Origin of the sequence: Paenibacillus aurantiacus, from assembly GCF_042431225.1 — a bacterium.
GTDB lineage: Bacteria > Bacillota > Bacilli > Paenibacillales > Paenibacillaceae > Paenibacillus_Z > Paenibacillus_Z aurantiacus.
The window spans coordinates 499,160-517,483 of sequence record NZ_JBHMDO010000047.1; the positions used below are offsets into that span (position 1 = coordinate 499,160).

Sequence of the window (18,324 nt, forward strand, 5' to 3'; positions counted from 1 at the left end):
TGTCATTGCTCCTATCTGTCATCAAAAATCCTGCTTGTCGAGCGCCGCCTCCAAGCTGCGCAGGTCCTCGGGAAGCGATGCTTCCCATTGCATCCATTCGCGACGAATCGGATGCGTGAAGCCGAGCACGGCAGCATGCAGCGCTTGGCGCGCCACTAGCGCCTCGAGCTTCGGCAGACCATCCGCCAGCCGCTCCGGCGAAGCGAAGCCGTACATCGCGTCGCCAATCAGCGGACAGCCGAGATGCTTCATATGCACGCGAATTTGGTGCGTCCGCCCTGTCTCAAGCTTGAGTTTCACCTTCGACGCGATGCCGCCTCCGAATACGGCAGCCGTCTCGTAATGCGTCACCGATGGGTAACCGTCCGGCGTCACGATTCGGACATGCGGCGATGCCGGGTCCCGGTCGATCGGCTCATCGACGGTGCCGGCCATCGCCGCTGGCGCGCTATATACATAGGCATAGTACGACTTATAGACTTCGCCGGCCTGCAGCTGTTCGGACAGCTGCTGATGCACGTAAGGCGTCTTCGCGATCGCGACAAGACCAGACGTGTCTTCATCCAGCCGGTGAACCGGACGGAACCGGACGATCTCGCCGCGCGTCTGCCAATGATGGACGACGCCGTTCGCGAGCGTGCCCGTATAGTGACCGTGGGTCGGATGCACGACGATGCCCGGCGGCTTATTAACGACGAGCAGATCGGCGTCCTCGTACACAATATCGATCAACATTGGTTCAGGCAGTATGTCATCCGACCGCTCCTGCTCCATCCGCAGCTCCACCATGTCGCCTTCCTGTACACGGTCATTCACATACACCCGCCGCCCGTTGACCGTTATGCCTTGCTCGGTCAGCTTCAGACGGGAGAGCAGCTTGCGCGAGACGCCGAGTCGGCGTTCGACAAGCGTGCGCACCATCATCCCCGCGTCCTTCGCTTCCACGCGCACGGATAAGGGCGGGTAATACTTCATCGTCATGGCTTCTTCTTCTTGCGGAACACTTCCGCGCTTCGTACGTATTCCGTATCCGGCACGCCGAGCACGGCGTTCGCCGAGCGAGCCGCGGCGAAGAAATAGTCCGAGAGACGGTTGATATATTTAAGCACATCCATATTGATCTCCATCTCCGATGCCATCGTCACGACGCGGCGCTCGGCTCTGCGGCAGACCGTGCGGCAGACGTGAAGGACGGCCGATGTCTCGCTGCCGCCCGGCAGAATGAAGCGCGTTACTTCGGGCGCCGCCGCGATATGCGCGTCGATCCATTGTTCCAGCCGCTCGGCCGGCTGCGCGTCCATCTTGAATGCGCGGCCAGACGGGTCGGCGAACGCCAGATCGGAACCGCAGTCGAACAGCTCCTGCTGGATCTCCAGCAGCTCGGCGACCAGCGCCTCCTGCTTCCCTTCGCGTACCGCCACAGCGGCGGCTTGTCCGACGAAGCTGTTCAGCTCGTCGATTGTACCATACGTATCGACGCGGATGTCGTCCTTGCGCACCCGTCCGCCTTTGACGGAAGTCTGTCCGCTATCGCCAGTTCTCGTATATAGTCTCATGGCTTCATAAGCTCCTTCATCACTTGCTTGGACAATTGTTGATCCGGCGCGTTCACCGGAATGATCGCCACGACGTCCTTCTCTTCATAGCCTGCGGCCTTGAACGCCGGCATCTGATCAACCGGAATCGCGAACAAGCCCTTCACCTTCTTCAGCTCGCCATTCTCGCCTTCGACCATGCTGTCCATGACGCCATCCGGATAATCCGCTGCCTTGAACGTATCGTCAAGCTGCACGGCCGGCCCTTGCTCGATCATCATCTGAAGCGCGTCCTTGGGCATGACAATAATCCCGTTGCCCGCAGCCGCGATCTCGACGACCAGCTTCTGCGCGTTATACATCGGGCTTGCGTTCACCGCGATCGACTTCGTCTCGCCGAATCCTGCCTGCACTTTATCCTCGAGCTTCTTCGCCGCGTCGGGATTGATATATTCCTTCGGCATGATGAACACCGTCAGATCCGGCTCATCCCCGCAGCCCGCGAGCAGCGCGCCAAACAAGGACAGAATGAGCAGCAGCGCTGCAAATCTCTTCGTTCTCTTCATCTTCGGCAAATAAGCTCCCTCCACTGGCATAAGTGTCTACGTCCACTATATCATATCTGACTCGCTCCCCACATCCGGGAGGCGATAGGTTCAAGAGATTCCTAGCTCCTTCGTCACGAAAAAGACAAACGGCGCACTCTCCCCCGCGGGAGAACGCGCTCGCTTCTATCCTGACGGCAGCGTCCGGCGAGTTATGTAAGCTGCGGCGAATCCGAGGCCATCGCGCCGTCCGTTCCCCGGCCCAAGAAGCGCCGGATCTGTGCCATATGATGCGCATCATGCGCGATGAAATCCGTTACGTACTGCTTCACCTCGAATGGATGCCCGTCCGCATCGACGTAGAGGCGCGCCGCCCGCTCCTCCCCAAGCATCGTCAGCTGGCGGATGATCTCGCTGCGGAAGCGAATGGCGAGGTCCAGGATCACCTTCGGGCTGCGGGTCGCGGCAAAGGTGACGGCGTCTTGGTTGAATGCATCGTAATCCAGATGCCGCACCGTAAGCGGTTCGCCTTGGGTAATCCGCTCGATCGCTTCTTCCAGAAAATACTTGTCCCACAGCATGATATGGGATACGATATCGCGCACGGCCCACTTGTCTGCCGCGACCGGCGCTGTCCAAGCCGCCTCCTCTAGCTCGCGCAGCGATTCCGCGAACGGAATAAGCGCGGCGAAATCATGCAGAAGCTGCTCTCTGCTCACCATCGTAGACTCTCTCCCCTTTGAACGAAATGTCTTCATTGCTTGAACCTGCTCCCTTATAATAGAACACATGTTCTTGTTTGTAAATCCGTCTCCTGTCCTTGGGTCGTTCCCGGCGCGCAAAAAAGCCGGCCTGTCGGCCGGCTGCTGTATCATGCTATTGGAGCGAATTTCTTCTGACCATAAACCGCATGTATTCGTTAATCTTGATGTCGAGCTTGCGGCTTAAGTCGATTACGATGTCGGAGCTGAAAGTCTTCTGCTCCAGGTACGATTGTTCCATTCGTTGACGCAGCTCGTAGATCTCGTCTTCCAATACGCGTATGGAGGAGGAGTACTGCTTCGCTTGCATGGCGCCCGATTCGTTGCGAAACGGGAACTCATAATCCGCACAAGCCAATGTTCATTCCTCCTTCTGCCATCGATATCGGTTGCCGTAATCGCTTGTGCAAACTATGTTTATAAAGATTTGTTAAATTTATTATAACAAAGTCTGCCAATAATGAAACTATTTTTTTAGTTTGCCTTCAATTTCTGAACGAATTGTCCGATCCGCTCGATCGCTTCCGTCAAATTCGCGATCGAACTGGCGTACGAACACCGCAGATGGCCTTCGCCGCCTCTGCCGAATACGTCGCCTGGCACAGCCGCCACGCTGTATTCCTGCAGCAGACGGGTCGCGAATTCCTCGCTAGTCAGCCCCGTCGATTTGATCGATGGGAACGCGTAGAACGCACCCTGCGGCTCGTGGCATTCCAGCCCGATCTGGCGGAAGCCCTGCACGACGATCCGGCGGCGCTGGTTGTACGATTCGACCATTCGGTCTTTCTCATCCAGCCCGTTGCGCAGCGCCTCGAGCGCCGCGACCTGGCCCATGATCGGCGCGCACATGATCGTGTATTGGTGAATCTTCAGCATGGCGCCGATCAGCTCCGGGTGACCGCAAGCGTAGCCCATCCGCCAGCCGGTCATCGCGAACGCCTTGGAGAAGCCGCTGACGAGAATCGTCCGGTCCTTCATGCCCGGCATGGCCGCGAAGCTGACGTGCTTCATGCCGTAGGTCAGCTCGGCGTAGATCTCGTCGGAGATGACGATCAGGTCGTTCTCTTCGGCGAACTTGGCAATCGGCAGCCAGTCCTCGTAAGTCATAATGCCGCCGGTCGGATTGCTCGGGTAGCAAAGTATCAGCACTTTGGATCGCGGCGTGAGCGCCGCTTGCAGCGATTCGACGCGCAGCTTGAAATTGTCCTCGGCGAACGTCTCAACGCCAACCGCCACGCCGCCGCTCAGGGTCGTGATCGGCGAGTAGGTGATGTAGCATGGTTCCGGCACAAGAATTTCGTCGCCCGGCGTGATCAATGCCCGCAGCGCAAGGTCGATCGCTTCGCTGCCGCCGACCGTTACGAGAATTTCGCTCGCCGGGTTGTAATTCACCTGGAAGCTATTGCTCAGATATTGGCCGATCTCCTCGCGCAGCTCCGGCATGCCGGCATTAGACGTATATTGCGTCTTGCCTCTCTCGAGCGAATAGATGCAAGCATCGCGCACATGCCAGGGCGTGACGAAGTCCGGCTCGCCGACGCCCAGCGTAATAATGTCTTTGCGTCCCGCCGCCAGGTCGAAGAAGCGGCGAATGCCGGACGGCTTCATGTCACGCGCGCCCGGCGCGAGGTAATCGCTCATGGTGCGCGGTTGCGTTTGCGGCTGCGGTTTCTCTTCTTCTTTAATCATGGCTCATCATCCTCACGGCGAGACGAGAAGACGCTGGTCGTCTTCGCGCTCCTCGAATATAATGCCATCCTGCTTGTATTTCTTCAAAATAAAGAACGTCTTCGTCGAGAGCACCGCATCGATCGTCGACAGCTTGCTCGATACGAACGAAGCGACTTCGTTCAATGTCTTCCCTTGTACTTCGACCAGCAAGTCATAAGCGCCGGACATCAAGTAGACCGACTGTACTTCTGGATATTGGTAGATCCGTTCCGCGATACCTTCGAATCCGCGGCCGCGTTCCGGCGTAATTTGCACTTCGATCAAGGCCGTGACTTTCTCCTCGTCGATCTTGCTCGGGTTCACAACGGCCGCGTATTTGACGATGACGTGCTCCTGCTCCAGTTCCGCGATCGCCTGCGTCACCGCCGAGGCCTCCGCATCCAGCATCGTCGCAATCAGCTCCGCGCTGCGCCGCGCATCTTCCTTCAGCAGCTCCAAAATCTTCGTTTTAAGCTCACTCATCGTCAATACCTCCGCTTGCCCATTCAAACAGTAAAGCGCTCGCGCCTTGCTTGCAGGGCATAATTTTACATGATGTGTCACTAAGTAATAAAGTCTATATTACAACGAATCCAAGCTTCCTGCAAAGCGGAAAAAGCGGCTCGGCTTGCGGCCTGCCGCCATTCCAGCTTCCTATCGGAGGACCAGGAAGAATCGAGTCTGCCCGTCGGTTCTCCCCGCTCGGCCCTTAACCGGATTCCGTCGCGAGCTTGTCCAGCTCCTTCGTCAGCCATTCCATCTCTGCGTCCGTTCCGATCGAGATCCGAAGAAGCGCTTGAAGGCGGGGATGCTCGTAGTGCCGGACATAAATGTCCCGCTCGGCCAGTCTCCGGTATAAGGTTCGGGCGTCCGGGCCGATTGCGGGGGGTGCGCACAGGATGAAATTCGTCGACGACGGCAGCACGACATATCCGCGCCGGCGCAGCTCGCCTGCGAAAGCCTCCCGGGTCGCAACGACGCGCGAGACGCTGTCTCTCATATAAGCGTCGTCTTTCACCGCGGCCAGCGCCAGCGACTGGGCGAGCGCGTCGACGTTATAGATGCCGCCGCCCTTGGCTAACGCCTCGATCAACGCCGCGTTCCCGGCGCAATAACCTGCGCGAAGTCCGCTCAAGCCATACGACTTGGAGAAGGTCCGCAGCACGAGCAGGTTCGGATACTTCGCGATCAATGGCAGCGCAGAGGAACCGGATGGCGCGTAGTCGATATACGCTTCGTCGACGACGACCAATCCCGGGAAGGTGCGGACGAGCCGCTCGAGTTCCCCTGTGTCCGTCAATAGCCCGGTCGGCGCATGCGGATGGATCAAGATGATCGCATCGGCGCCGCTAGCTTGCAGTCCGTCCATATCCACGCGGTAATCCGGCAGCAGCGGGATCGGGACGCACGACGCTTGATAGCCTGCCGCTTCCGTCTGGTACAGCCCGAAGCCCGGATCCGCTACGGCCGCCCGTCCGCCCGGACCGACGAACAGCTTGAACAAGAGCGAGATGATTTCGCTAGAACCGTTCGCGCAGTAGAGCTGCTCCGGCGCAAGTCCCGTCCGCTCCGCAATCGCTTCCCGCAGCGCGGCGGCCGCAGGGTCGGGGTATCTCCGCAGCGATTCCTCGGGCATTGCCCGCAGCGCTTCCATCACGGCCGGCGACGGCGGATACGGACTTTCGTTCTGGTTCAGCTTGGCGCATACCCGCCCGGGCTTCGGCTGCTCGCCCAAGGCATAGGGCTCCAGCCGTTCAATATGAGGCAACGCGTAAGTACGAATCATTGCATTCCTTCCCTTCCTTCGGTTTGAACCCATCGTAATGCAGGATTGTCATATGGAAAATGTACAGTTTATACTTTTCTCATGTGACAGATTAGGGAAAGGAAGGAAAACCGCATGCATTCGCTCATGCCTACGATCGACGACGCCTCCGACGTCCCCGTCTATATGCAGCTCTATGTTTATATTAAAGATCGAATCGGCGCCGGGCAGCTGAAGCCTGGCGAGAAGCTTCCCTCGGTCCGCCTGCTCGCCTCGCTGCTCGGCCGAAGCCGGACGCCAGTCGCATTGGCCTATGACCAGCTCGTTGCGGAAGGATATGCGGTCAGCCGTCCCCGCTCCGGGCTCTTCGTCGCAGATATAACGGCTCATCTGCCGGAGGTAGGTCAGCCTGCTGGAACCGGTCAGACCCCGCCTCTCTCCTCAAGACCGCAGCTCGCGGATAATCGTGCTCTGCCGCCGCGCGCCTACCATGCCGCTGATGCGGCCGAAGCGGATTATGATTTCGGCTATGGAGCGGTCGACCTGTCCCAATTCCCGCACGGCCGGTGGCGCAAGCTCGTCGGCGATTGCTTCTTGCCCGAGAATGGACGCACGCTGCTGTATGGCGATTATCAGGGCGATGCAGGACTGCGGGAGGAGATTGCCGCTTATCTCCTCCACGCCCGCGGGGTCCGGTGTTCCCCCGCGCAGATCGTTGTCGGGGCCGGCACGTATCATTCGCTCGATCTGCTGCTTCAGCTGCTGCGTCCGCGTCTTGGGGAGATCGCGGCCGAAGAGGCGGTCAACGACGGCGTCAAGTCGCTGCTGCTGCAAGCAGGCGTGCCGGTCAAGCCGATCCGGCTCGCGCCCGACGGCATCCGCATAGAGGAGCTCCGGGCCACCTCCGCCCAAGCCGTCTATGTCACGCCTTCGCATCAATTTCCGTACGGCATGACGACTTCCATCGCCAAACGCATGCAGCTTCTCGCCTGGGCTAAGGCACAGGATGCTTATATTATCGAGAATGATTACGACGGCGAATTCCGCTACGGCGGCAAGCCGATCCCGTCCCTGCAAGGGCTGGATTCCGCTGGCCGCGTCATCTACTTGGGCACCTTCTCCAAGGCGCTCTTTCCGTCGCTGCGCCTGAGCTATCTCGTCTTGCCCCTGGAGCTGCTGGCAGACTTCAGGGCGATGGACCACAGCTACGATCAGCTCGCCTCGCCGATCTTCCAGTCCGCGCTGCGCCAGTTCATGCGCGCCGGCGATTTCGAGCGTTATATCCGCCGCATGCGCATCGTGTACGGCCGTAAGCAGGATGCGATGCTGACCGCCGTCCGAGAGGAGCTCGGAGAGCGCGCCGAGGTCATCGGACAAGGCTCCGGGCTGCATCTGCTGCTGCGCGACCGTGACGGTCGGAGCGAAGAACAGCTTGTGGCCGCCGCCAAATCCGCGCGCGTGCTCGTCTACCCGACCTCCATCTATGCGCTTGCTCCCGAGTTGGCCGCCCCCGGCACCGTGCTCCTTGGCTACGGCGGCATCCCAATCGAACGGGTAGGCCCCGGCATCTGCAGGCTGGCGGAAGCTTGGGGTCGCTGACGGCGATCCCGATGGCTCCGCAACGTCGCTCCCGCTGCAATTCCCTAACTAAAAAAGCCCCTGGATGGGGGCTTCGCGCTTAAGAGAAATAATTCGACTGGTTGCCGCCTGGCGTCTGATGGAGCGGCTGGAGCGGGATGAAACTGCTGCCCGCGTTTGCACGCGCCTGCTGGGCTGAAGACTGGACGTTCGTCTTGAACGCCTGATTTTGCGCCGTCGACTGAAACTGCTGCGATTGCTGGTTCTGTCTTGCCTGCTGGTACTGCTGCTGGCTAATGCCCGATTGCTGCTGGAACGCATTCGCTTGGTGAACGGGCTGATAATGCGCCGTCGCGTGCTGCTCGTTCCCTTGGAACGCATTCGCATGGATCGGATATTGAGCTTGTTGGAACTGTTGGCGCTGCTGTCCATTCTGATTAAAAGCGCTCGCGGCCACCGGAGTTTGCGTTTGCTGAAAGTGCTGCTCCTGCGCGTTGATCGGTTGCGCTTGCTGCGGCTGTTGGAACTGCTGACGAGCTTGCTGCTGCTGGAACTGAGGCTGCGCTTGCTGCTGCTGGAACTGCGCTTGCGATTGCAGGCCGATCTGCTGGAGCAGCTGCGCCCCTTTCTGCTGGGTCTGCTGTTGTTTCTGGAGCTGCTTGTCCACCTCTTGGCGCAGTGCGGCCGTCGGCGTGTCATACATATTGTTCTGGCTCATCACACTGTACAGCTCGCCCTGCAGACGAATCGTGCTGTTCAGCAGCGATGTGAACATCTGACGGATTTCGGGGCAGTTGGATTCGGTCACGGCTGTCGCATACTCTTTGGACACCCGCTTCAAGTCGGCAAGCACCGAATACGCCAAATCTTCTTCTGCCAATAGATGCGTATGCGCCTGTTTCTGGCCGTTCGATTGTTGGAACACGTGGATAACCTCCTTATGGTCGCTGTCAATGATTTCATTCGCGCATTGCCGAGAGCTTGTCCCTCGCCGGACCTTTACCCTTGCGGCTGCGAAGGAGCCAGCTGCTGATGCTGCTGGACCGACTGGATGAGCGTCTGGATGTGCTGCTGGTGTTGGCTGATGGCTTGCTGATACACGTTAACGAGCGCCTGGTTCGACGTCGACGTCGCCGCAACCGCGCATTGCTTCATGAGCAAGTCTTCATTCGAAATCGAATCGATGATATACTCCAACTCTTTTGAGGACATCGGCTGTAACAAGCGATTCCCCTCCTTATCGCCATTTTTTCAAACCCTTCGTATTATGAACGGACCGCATCCAAAATATGTATCCGCTCCTCCCGATTTTGGAAAGAAGCGGTTGTTCCTGCCAACATATTAAGGCAAGTGAACCGTCTTGATGTGGCTCAAATGCTGAAAGACTGGCGTTCCGCTCGCGTCCGACAGCTCCACGATCTGCTGGTCGATCCCTTTCAGCACGCCGATGCAGCTCGCCTGTTCGCCAAGATTGAGAATGACGAACTCCCCAATCAGCTTGTGCAGCTGTTGGTCGAAGGAACGGGCGTACGTGAGCGGCGAAGGCTTAAGGGGGAATTGCTCGGGCGTCAGCGCGTATGGCGTCTCGCCTTGCGGATAGGGGATCAAATATTTGAGATGCTGGAGCGATACGATTACGGAGTGATGGACAGGCGAATAAAAGACGAAGAAATCGTTCATGACGCTGTTGACATAGCCGTGAACCGTTTGCTCCCCGGTTATGCACAGCTCGGAGAACATCCCTTTGGCGTTCATAAGTATTTTGCGGTACGAGATTCCGTCATTCATGTTCTCGTACGGCATCTCCGGCAGTCCGGCAGGGGGCGGGGACGCATTCAGCAATTTAAGACGCCGGACATGAACGAGCGGCGCGTAGACGTAATTCGCACCGGTGTAGACGACGAGAATGTCTTGTCCAAGATCGGCCAGCCAGCCGCGGATCGGCTGAGCGGCATCGCTGATTTGAAGCTCGACGTAACGGTTAAGGAGCGATCGTAGATTTCTCATGGCTTTCCCTTTCCTCCTCTAGCGGCGATAGATGCTTAAAGCCGCGGGCAAGCGCGCTATGGAAGCGCGCGGAGCCCGCGATGCATCATGCGATGGTGACGATGTCAGGTTTACCGTGCCGTGTTACCGGACGATTTTTTTCTTGCCGCATTTACATTTGCAGCCGCAGCCGCCTTTGTGACCTTTGTGGCCGTCTTTCCCTTTGTGGCCATGTTTGCACTTGCAGTCGTGTTTGCTTTTGTGTTCCTTCTTGCCGCTGGTGTGGTGGCCTCCGTCTTTATCGCCCCATGTTTTGTCGGAGCCGCGGTGCCCTTCGCTGCGCAGACCGTCTCCACCTTTCGTCCGATGACCACCGAACCAATCGTTGCCGCCCATGAAGCCATGGCCGAAGCCTATGCCGTTGCTGTGGTGGCCTTTGCTGCCGCTATGATGATCCTTGCGGCAATCGTCGTGTCCGCGGCTTTTGTGTCCGCCGGAATGATGGCCGTCGTGTTTGCCGCAGCTGCAATGCTCCTTCTTCTCTTTCTTCTCGAAGATGCGTTTCACGCAGGAGACGTCGACCAACACCACGCCTCCTTTGGTCCACAGCACGATTTTGTGGCAGTCGAAGTTGATCAGCACGCCCTCGATCCAATCCGGACAGCCTTTCTTCAGCTTGATGATGACGTGCTTCTTGATGAAACACTTCCAGTCCTCTTCCTTTTTGAACCCATGGGAGCGATCCTTGTCGGATTTGTGCTCCCACTTTTTGTCGAACGATTTGTGCTCCCATTTTTTGTCGAACGATTTGTGCTCCCATTTCTTATCGTGCGATTTATGGCCGTCGGATTTGTGGCCGTCCCACTTCTTGCCGAACGACTTGCCATGGTACTCGTAAGCCATCTCGAATTCCTCCCGTTTGATATAGTATGAGTGAAGAAAATAGAAAACTTGATGCGCGTCATCCTTCCAATCTATCGAGTGGCCCTGCCTGAAGAACCCGCCTCCAGCCGCCGTTTTTCCCCGAATCTTCCGGATGACGTTTGTAATATATTTATATGTATCCCACTCTCAAAGGGACTAGGGTAGCAATCTATTTTCTACCAGATGTACGCCAGTCTAGATTCGATCCTATTCCACCATCGCCCGCTCTTCCCCCGTGCTTGGCCGCGTTCTTACGGTTCAGCGCGCTGCTGCACACCTTTGACCGGGCTCGCGCATAGAGTAAGGTATATCGGCTTGCCCGCCATTCGGAAGGGGCAGGCCGAAGCCTGATGCCTGGAGGATGATCCCATGGCCGGAAAGGGATTGCCGGTTCGCTCGATCGCGATCGAACCCGGCGCCAGTCATGAACTGCTTCGGGACGTGTGGAGCGACCGTTACGTGCCCGCGCGGCTGATTGAGGACGGCAAGGGGGCCGAAGCCCGCATCCGCATCCGGGGCGGCCATACCCGCAATTATTTGAAGAAATCGTATGAGATTCAGACGGAAGGCCGCACGCTGCATTGGAATGCCGAGTACGATGACCCGTCGCTGATCCGCAACGCGCTGTCCTTTCGCTTCTTCAACGAGATCGGCGTCCCGGCGCCGCGTACGCGCCATGTCCTCTTGCATTGGAACGGCAAGCCGCACGGCGTATACGTCGAGATCGAAGCGGTCGACGGGAGCTTCTTTCGGCGCCGGCGCATCGGCGCATCCTCTCTCGTCTATGCCGTGAACGACAACGCCGATTTTACGCTGATCGACCACGAGACCAAACGACGCAAACGCTCGTTGTTCTCCGGTTATCAGCTCGTCAAGGGGGGCGACGGCACGAAGAAGCGGCTCGCCTCCTTCATCACGAATGTGAACCGACCAGCAAGTCCCGCGCTGCGTGCTTATCTCGGCAAGCGGCTGGACATCGACCAATATTTGCGCTGGCTGGCCGGCGCGGTGCTGACGAACAATTACGACGGATTCGATCAGAACTATGCGCTATATGAACACCGGGCAACGAACAAATACCGGATTGTGCCTTGGGATTACGAAGGGACGTGGGGGCGAAATTGCTTTGGCCGCTTGTGTCCAAGCGACCTCGTGCCGGTACGGGGAATGAATACGTTGACGCGCAAACTTCTGGCTTACCGATCGGTTCGCGTCCGGTACCGCAGCCTGCTGAAACGATTGCTGAACGAGACGTTCACCACTCGCGCCATTGAACCGATCGTCAAAGACATGATGGACCACATCCAAGGCGACGTGCGGGATGACTTCACGCGCAAGTGGCCGTTCGACACGTTCCTGGGTGAGGCGGCAATCATCAGCCGATTCATCCGGGAACGCCGGGAAGTGCTGCTCACGCAGCTCGCCGAGTGGCGGGATTAGCTGACGAGCGCAAAAAAAGAACCCGCAGCGACCGCGGATTACGCGGGCTGCGGGTTCTTCCTTATGCCATGTAAGGAAATGTGTCAAAAAATATCCATGCTTAAATAACGTTCGCCGCTATCCGGCGCAATGCACAGGACGCGTTTGCCCGCACCTAGCTTGCGCGCCAGCTGCAGCGCAGTCCACACGGCAGCGCCTGAAGACGGACCGAGCAGCAGTCCTTCCTCGCGCGCTAGCGCTCGCATCGTCGCAAGCGCGTCTTCGTCGGACACCTGTACGATCTCGTCGTACACTTCCGTGTTCAACACGGATGGGATGAAGCCGGGACTTGTGCCGACCAGCTTGTGCGGTCCGGGTTGACCGCCGGATAGGACAGGCGATCCCTTCGGTTCGACGACGGCGATGTACAAGCCCGGAATGGAGGCGCGGAGCGTCTCGCCGGTTCCAGTCACGGTGCCCCCCGTCCCGGAAGTCGCCACGAATGCGTCCAGTCGTCCGCCGGTCTGACGGATAATCTCGGGCGCCGTCGTCGTCCGGTGGATATCCGGATTGGCGCTATTCTCGAATTGATTCGGAATGAAGCTGCCGGGGTTAACGACTTGCAGCTCCTTCGCTTTCGCGATCGCACCTGGCATGCGTTCGGCTGCCGGCGTAAGCACGACTTCGGCGCCGTACGCCTTCAGCAGCCCGATCCTCTCCTTCGTCATATTGTCAGGCATGACCAGAATGAGCCTGTAGCCTTTCACGGCGGCGTTCATCGCAAGCCCGATTCCCGTGTTGCCGCTCGTCGGCTCGATAATCGTCGCGCCGGGGCGCAGAATGCCGCGCCGCTCGGCGTCGGCGATGAGCGAGGAGGCGGCCCGGTCTTTGACGCTGCCGCTCGGATTGAACTTCTCCAGCTTCACCAATACTTCCGCGTCGCCCTCTTGGACCAGTCGCCGCAGCCGAACCGCAGGCGTGTCGCCGATGAGCTCCGCCACATTATTCACTATACGCACCATAAGCGCTTCTCTCCCTTATGAGCCGCTCCTTATGCAGGTCGCTTCACTTTTGAAATATATGGCCGAATGAACAGCCAGCCGATAATCGGGAACATCCCGACCGCGAGCAGCAGAATCGGCACCGCCTCCGGCGTCCCCTTCGTGATCGGCAGCACGAACAGGTAGGACGTCAGCCCGATGACGCGCCCCATCGTAAGTCCCGCCTCGCGCAGGACGATGAATTCCTCCCGCTGGCTGGCGCTCTCTTCGGACTGCCCGATCAAATCGAAGACCGTCGACGTCATCGGGATGATATAGAGCGGCATGAAAATCGCCGAACCGATGCCGAACATAAGCAAGGTGCCATAGCGCAGCGGCCAGAACAGCGGAATAATGACTGCCGTCACCATGATGGCGCCGATTAACATCGCGGCCTTGCGCCGCTGCGGAGTCAGCAGTCTGCCGATGAGCCAGAAGCTGATCAGCGCGACGAAGGACGTGATGAGCGAGAAGTTGCCGACCTTCTGCTCGTTGTTCGTCGAGATATACACCAGCAGATTGATCAAGAACATGAATACGCCTTCGCGTACGCCCTGCGCCATGATCGCCGGCACGACGCGCCGCCATGGGCTGCCCTTGCGCGCGAGCTGGCGTACGCCGTGAAACCACTCATACCGGCCAACCGCCTTCCGCTTCTTCAGCCAGAAGCTCATGACGACCGCCACTGCGAACAAGACGACCGATATCGTGAAAATAATCGAATACCCGCGTTCTCCCTTTTGGGATGTAATAATGAGACCCGAAATCCACGGGGCGAGAATGCCGGCCCCCGATCCTAGAAAACCAGCCAGTCCGTTGAAACGGTCGCGGTTGCCCGGTTCGGTGACCTCGAAATAGACGACATTGTACGCGAGCCAAAAGAGACCGAGCGCAAGCCCGTTCAATACGCCAAGCGCAATCGCGTAATCGACGGCCGATTTGCCGATCAGGAGCACCGTTAAATAAAAGGCCCCCGACAGCGCCACGCCCAGCCGGAGGCAGTGCATCTTATTATGCTCCTTGACCCATTTGCCGGCCAGCCAGAACGTCAGCCCGCTTACCGTGGCCTGAAACAGATTGAACCAGCCGATGAGCGCCAGCGACTGACTCGCCTTCCATAAATAGACGGGCACGAATGTACCCGATAACGCATTGGCAATGCCGAGCAGTCCCTGCACGACCAGCAAAAGAACAGCCTGCCCGTCCAGCGAGCGGCTGTCGTAGTTGCGCTTACCGCCGCCGAACGATTCTGCGCGCATCTTCCCGCGTGCCATCGTGGCCATCCATCGGGATTGCACCGAATGTTTGCCCTGCTCCATAGCTCTCGTTCCTCCCACCTTGGCTGCTTACGTGCTCTTGACGTAAGATACCCCGCAGGAGGAGGAACGATGCCATAGCCGATGCGTCTGGCTTCAGTTACCAATCTGCAAGCTAGGCAGCGAGATTACAGATCGTCCGCCGCTTCCGCCAGCGTCTGAATCACTCGGTCCTGATCCGACTTGGCCAGCTTATTCTCCACGTGGAAGCATGCCGGACATACGTACGTGACGACTTGGAACGGTGCGGCCAGCAGCGGACCTTTCAGCAGCTTGGAGTAGACCGGCGCGAACGTGCCCTCAGCGACCGTCTGCGTGCCCGCCTCAAGCAGGAACTCCCGGCATACCGGGCACTCTGGCATGTCCGCTTGCTGGTCCAGCAGCTGCTGGACGGTCGCCTGCGCGGCCAGATGACCGCCGCCGACGCCAATAGAGCCTCCGCGGCTGCCGCCAGCGCGCGCGCGAGGTGCTCCCGCCTCCTCATCATCCCATAGATCGTCGTAAGCCTCGTTGTCTCGAGCGCCGCCGGTTGCTTCCTCGTCCTCTTCTTCTCCGTCCTCATCCTCCGCTTGATCGATGCCGATCTGTACGGTCCGATAGCCGGATAGTTCGTTACCGCAGTATGGACAATGCTTCTCCGGTCCGATCTCGCTATCCCAAATAATTTCGGTATGGCACCATGGACACACCGCTGTTGTTTCTAATTCGCTCATTCCCTGTTCCTCCGGACTAAACTAACATAGTTTCCTTACTTGGTTACATACCAGACGCCGAGCGCAAAGAACAGCACGGCCAGCGTAAGCAGCGTTCCCCATAAATATTTCATCCCCAGTAAACGTCCCTTCCCGCATCATCAATGATGGCCGCCCCTCAAATAACGGTAGCGCCAATGACAAAGGATAGCGCGACTGATATCATCATGGCGATAAATCCGACAGCCCGGTTATCCCGGCCGATCTCTTCGTCGATTCGAAAAACGGGTGTCAGAAATTCAAACAAAAAGTACGCCGCGAGCAGCAGAACAAATCCAAAGCCCGCCCAGCCCATGCTCGCATAGACCGATTCGTTCGCTTCGATCGAGAAACGGAAAATATTGCAAATACCGAATATTTTGCCGCCTGTTGCCATCGCCACCGCGACGTTGCCCTTCCGAATTTCGTCCCAGCAATTATAACGCGTGACGACCTCGAACAGAAATAAAAACACGATTAGGGCCAAAACCGCAACCGATACGTACGCGAGCGAAGCCGCATACGGATTGCTCAGCAATTGATCGACCTCGCGTTCCACCTGCGGGCCCCCCCTGTGTGTAAGCTTACTTCAACTCCGCTACCGTAACGCCCGTTCCGCCTTCGCCGTAATCGCCCAGGCGGTATCCTTTCACGTGCTTGTGGCGGCGCAAGAAATCGCTAATGCCCGTACGCAGAATGCCGGTTCCTTTGCCATGGATAATGTACACCCGGCCAAGCCCCGCAAGGAACGATTCGTCCAAGAACCGGTCCACCTCGTGGATCGCCTCCTCCAGGTTAGCCCCTCGCAGGTCCAGCTCCATCCGCGTGTTCTCGTCGCGCGTTCGCTTCAGGCTGGCCGCTTGTTTCGGCTGCTGCGTCTTCGCCGTCTCAGCCCGCTTCACGAGCTCAAGATCGGACAGCGCCACTTTCATCTTCATGATGCCTAGCTGAACGAGCGCATCGGATCCGCTGAGCTCTACGACGTGGCCGCGCTGATTCAGGCTGTATACCGTCACCTCGTCGCCAGGTCCGATCTGCTGCGACTTGGACGGCTTCGCCTTGGCGCTCTTCGAAAGCTTCGGCGCCGGCGCGGCGTTCTCGAGCTTGCGTCTGGCCTCGATCAGCTTATGCTCCTTGACCGAAGCGCCTTCCTCCATCGCCAGCTTGCGCAGGTCCGCGATAATCGTCTCCGCCTCGCGCTTCGCCTTCGCCACCGCTTCTCGCGCCTCTTCATGCGCTTTCTCCAGCAGCCTGTCGCGCTGCTCTTCGAATCGCCGGAGTTCTTCCTCGTGGCGCTCCCGCTGCGCTTCCATCTGTTTGCGGAGCGCCTCGGCCGTGTTCCGTTCCGCTTCGGCGCCGAGACGATCCGCTTCAAGCGAAGCGATCATCGACTCGACGCGCATATCCTCTTCGCTGACTTCCCCGCGCGCATGCTCGATGATCGCTCGCTGCAGGCCGAGCCGCTCGGCGATCGCGAACGCGTTGCTTCGGCCGGGCACGCCGACGAGAAGCCGATACGTCGGGCTCAGCGTCTGCACGTCGAACTCCATGCTCGCGTTGATGATGCCTTTGCGGTTGTAGGCGTATGCCTTCAGCTCGCTGTAATGCGTTGTGGCCACGATCCGGCAGCCCATCTTGTGCATGTGCTCCAAGATCGCGATCGCCAGCGCCGAGCCTTCCGCCGGGTCCGTCCCTGCGCCGAGCTCATCTAGCAGAACAAGACTCTTCGGCGTCATCCCTTTCAAGATGCGGATAATATTGGTCAAATGGCTGGAGAACGTACTCAAGCTCTGTTCGATGCTTTGCTCGTCGCCGATGTCGGCATAGATCGCGTCGAACACGCACAGCTGGCAGCCGTCCTCGGCCGGAACGAACAGCCCCGACATCGCCATCAGGCTGAGCAGGCCGATCGTCTTGAGGGATACCGTCTTGCCCCCGGTGTTCGGGCCGGTCACGATGATGGCGGAATATTGATTGCCCAGCTCCACGTCCAGCGGCACGACTTTCTCCGGCGCGAGGAGCGGATGGCGGCCGCGCTTTAGCTTCAGGAAGCCTCGGTCGTTCATCATCGGCAGGCTGGCGCGCATGCCGTGAGCCAGCCGCGCTTTGGCGAACGCGAAATCCAGCTGGGCGAGCACATCGAGATCGAGCAGCAGGTCATCTGCATATTCAGCCGTTTGCGCCGTGAGAATCTGGAGAATTTTCTCGATCTCGCGCGATTCGGCCGCCCGCATCTCCCGAAGCTTATTGTTCATTGCTACGATCGCTTCCGGCTCGATGAACAGCGTCGCGCCCGATCCGGATTGATCGTGCACGATACCGCCGAAGTGAGAGCGGTACTCCTGCTTGACCGGAATGACGTAGCGGTCGCCGCGAATCGTGATGATCGCGTCCTGGAGCATCTTCTGCACGGAGGAGGAGCGAATCATGCTCTCGAGCTTCTCGCGAATGCGGCCTTCCCCGCCGCGGATCTCCCGCCTGATCGCGGCCAGCTCGCTGCTTGCGTTATCCATCACTTCCGCCTGATCGTCGATGCAGGCGAGAATCGCGTCCTCGAGCGTTTTGTGCTCGGTGAGCTGTTCTGCATGGAAGGCCAGCTGCGGGATCGGATCGTCCTCATGCAGATTAAGCACATGGCGCTTCACTCTGCGCGAACCGCGGATCGTCTCGGCGACCTCGAGCAGCTCGGCCGGGTTGAGGGTGCCGCCGATCTTGGAGCGAAGCAGCTGCGGCCGAATATCGGTTACGCCGCCGAACGGCGCGTTGCCTTTCAGCCGGTCAGCCTTATAGGCTTCGTCCGTTGTCTGCAGGCGCAGCTTTACTTCCTCTAAGTCCGAACTAGGGCTTAACGCTTCGGCAGCCGCCTTGCCAAGCGACGTCGCCGCATGGGAGGTCAATCTATGTACAATCTTGGAAAACTCTAAGGTTTGCAGTATTTTGGTGTCCAATCAGAGCACAACTCCTCTCGTTCCTTATTATAGCCGAAGCTGTATGCGTATGCCATGACGGAAGCT

The 18,324-nt window shown here is 58.6% G+C and carries 19 protein-coding genes; 2 read left to right on the forward strand and 17 right to left on the reverse strand.

Annotation, left to right across the window (positions count from 1 at the left end; translation table 11 throughout):
* Nucleotides 1-21: 21 nt before the first annotated feature.
* The 8 genes from ACFFSY_RS30520 to hisC all read right to left on the reverse strand — a co-directional run bounded on the left by ACFFSY_RS30520 (nt 22) and on the right by hisC (nt 6,337).
* Complete coding sequence (locus ACFFSY_RS30520) at nt 22-981, reverse strand: RluA family pseudouridine synthase (protein WP_377501355.1); 960 nt, start codon at nt 979-981, stop codon at nt 22-24.
* Nucleotides 978-1,556, reverse strand: a complete 579-nt coding sequence (locus tag ACFFSY_RS30525) for a cob(I)yrinic acid a,c-diamide adenosyltransferase (RefSeq protein ID WP_377501357.1) — start codon at nt 1,554-1,556, stop codon at nt 978-980. The genes ACFFSY_RS30520 and ACFFSY_RS30525 overlap by 4 nt, the downstream gene beginning before the upstream one ends.
* A complete protein-coding gene (locus tag ACFFSY_RS30530) occupies nt 1,553-2,101 on the reverse strand; it encodes a hypothetical protein (RefSeq protein WP_377501359.1) in 549 nt (182 codons plus the stop codon). The genes ACFFSY_RS30525 and ACFFSY_RS30530 overlap by 4 nt, the downstream gene beginning before the upstream one ends.
* A 191-nt stretch (nt 2,102-2,292) precedes the next feature.
* A complete protein-coding gene (locus ACFFSY_RS30535; RefSeq protein WP_377501361.1) occupies nt 2,293-2,802 on the reverse strand; it encodes a DinB family protein in 510 nt (169 codons plus the stop codon).
* Nucleotides 2,803-2,956: 154 nt separating this feature from the next.
* Entirely contained in the window at nt 2,957-3,199 is a 243-nt protein-coding gene (locus ACFFSY_RS30540; RefSeq protein WP_377501363.1) for an aspartyl-phosphate phosphatase Spo0E family protein, read from the reverse strand.
* A 116-nt stretch (nt 3,200-3,315) separates the two neighbouring features.
* Nucleotides 3,316-4,530 (reverse strand): aminotransferase class I/II-fold pyridoxal phosphate-dependent enzyme, encoded by a 1,215-nt coding sequence (locus ACFFSY_RS30545; protein WP_377501365.1) that lies wholly within the window; start codon nt 4,528-4,530, stop codon nt 3,316-3,318.
* 12 nt (nt 4,531-4,542) lie between these two features.
* Nucleotides 4,543-5,034, reverse strand: a complete 492-nt coding sequence (locus ACFFSY_RS30550) for an Lrp/AsnC family transcriptional regulator (protein WP_377501367.1) — start codon at nt 5,032-5,034, stop codon at nt 4,543-4,545.
* A 226-nt stretch (nt 5,035-5,260) separates the two neighbouring features.
* Nucleotides 5,261-6,337, reverse strand: coding sequence for a histidinol-phosphate transaminase (hisC, locus tag ACFFSY_RS30555; protein WP_377501369.1), 1,077 nt, complete (start codon nt 6,335-6,337; stop codon nt 5,261-5,263).
* Nucleotides 6,338-6,451: 114 nt separating this feature from the next.
* On the opposite strand from hisC, the gene pdxR reads away from it, so the two are divergent.
* Complete coding sequence (gene pdxR, locus ACFFSY_RS30560) at nt 6,452-7,915, forward strand: MocR-like pyridoxine biosynthesis transcription factor PdxR (protein WP_377501371.1); 1,464 nt, start codon at nt 6,452-6,454, stop codon at nt 7,913-7,915.
* A gap of 79 nt (nt 7,916-7,994) precedes the next feature.
* Here the strand turns inward: pdxR and ACFFSY_RS30565 are convergent, their stop codons facing one another.
* From ACFFSY_RS30565 to ACFFSY_RS30580, 4 genes are all read right to left on the reverse strand, one after another.
* Complete coding sequence (locus ACFFSY_RS30565) at nt 7,995-8,819, reverse strand: spore coat protein (protein ID WP_377501373.1); 825 nt, start codon at nt 8,817-8,819, stop codon at nt 7,995-7,997.
* A 74-nt stretch (nt 8,820-8,893) separates the two neighbouring features.
* Nucleotides 8,894-9,106 (reverse strand): hypothetical protein, encoded by a 213-nt coding sequence (locus ACFFSY_RS30570; protein ID WP_377501585.1) that lies wholly within the window; start codon nt 9,104-9,106, stop codon nt 8,894-8,896.
* Nucleotides 9,107-9,235: 129 nt separating this feature from the next.
* Nucleotides 9,236-9,901: a YwrJ family protein gene (locus tag ACFFSY_RS30575; protein ID WP_377501375.1), complete on the reverse strand. Its 666-nt coding sequence runs from the start codon at nt 9,899-9,901 to the stop codon at nt 9,236-9,238.
* A gap of 123 nt (nt 9,902-10,024) precedes the next feature.
* The gene (locus tag ACFFSY_RS30580; RefSeq protein WP_377501376.1) at nt 10,025-10,783 is read right to left on the reverse strand and encodes a hypothetical protein; all 759 of its coding nucleotides are present in this window, start codon (nt 10,781-10,783) and stop codon (nt 10,025-10,027) included.
* Between the two features lie 390 nt (nt 10,784-11,173).
* Between ACFFSY_RS30580 and ACFFSY_RS30585 the strand changes: the two genes are divergently transcribed.
* Entirely contained in the window at nt 11,174-12,244 is a 1,071-nt protein-coding gene (locus ACFFSY_RS30585; RefSeq protein WP_377501378.1) for a CotH kinase family protein, read from the forward strand.
* An 83-nt stretch (nt 12,245-12,327) separates the two neighbouring features.
* Here ACFFSY_RS30585 and cysK read toward each other — a convergent pair whose 3' ends face one another.
* The 5 genes from cysK to ACFFSY_RS30610 all read right to left on the reverse strand — a co-directional run bounded on the left by cysK (nt 12,328) and on the right by ACFFSY_RS30610 (nt 18,258).
* Nucleotides 12,328-13,245 (reverse strand): cysteine synthase A, encoded by a 918-nt coding sequence (gene cysK / locus ACFFSY_RS30590; RefSeq protein WP_377501380.1) that lies wholly within the window; start codon nt 13,243-13,245, stop codon nt 12,328-12,330.
* A 29-nt stretch (nt 13,246-13,274) separates the two neighbouring features.
* A complete protein-coding gene (locus ACFFSY_RS30595) occupies nt 13,275-14,582 on the reverse strand; it encodes an MFS transporter (RefSeq protein ID WP_377501382.1) in 1,308 nt (435 codons plus the stop codon).
* 125 nt (nt 14,583-14,707) lie between these two features.
* On the reverse strand, nt 14,708-15,292 hold the full coding sequence (locus ACFFSY_RS30600) for a hypothetical protein (RefSeq protein WP_377501384.1): 585 nt from the start codon (nt 15,290-15,292) through the stop codon (nt 14,708-14,710).
* Nucleotides 15,293-15,449: 157 nt separating this feature from the next.
* Nucleotides 15,450-15,869, reverse strand: a complete 420-nt coding sequence (locus ACFFSY_RS30605; protein ID WP_377501386.1) for a DUF350 domain-containing protein — start codon at nt 15,867-15,869, stop codon at nt 15,450-15,452.
* 25 nt (nt 15,870-15,894) lie between these two features.
* Nucleotides 15,895-18,258, reverse strand: a complete 2,364-nt coding sequence (locus ACFFSY_RS30610) for an endonuclease MutS2 (protein WP_377501388.1) — start codon at nt 18,256-18,258, stop codon at nt 15,895-15,897.
* Between the last annotated feature and the right edge of the window lie 66 nt (nt 18,259-18,324).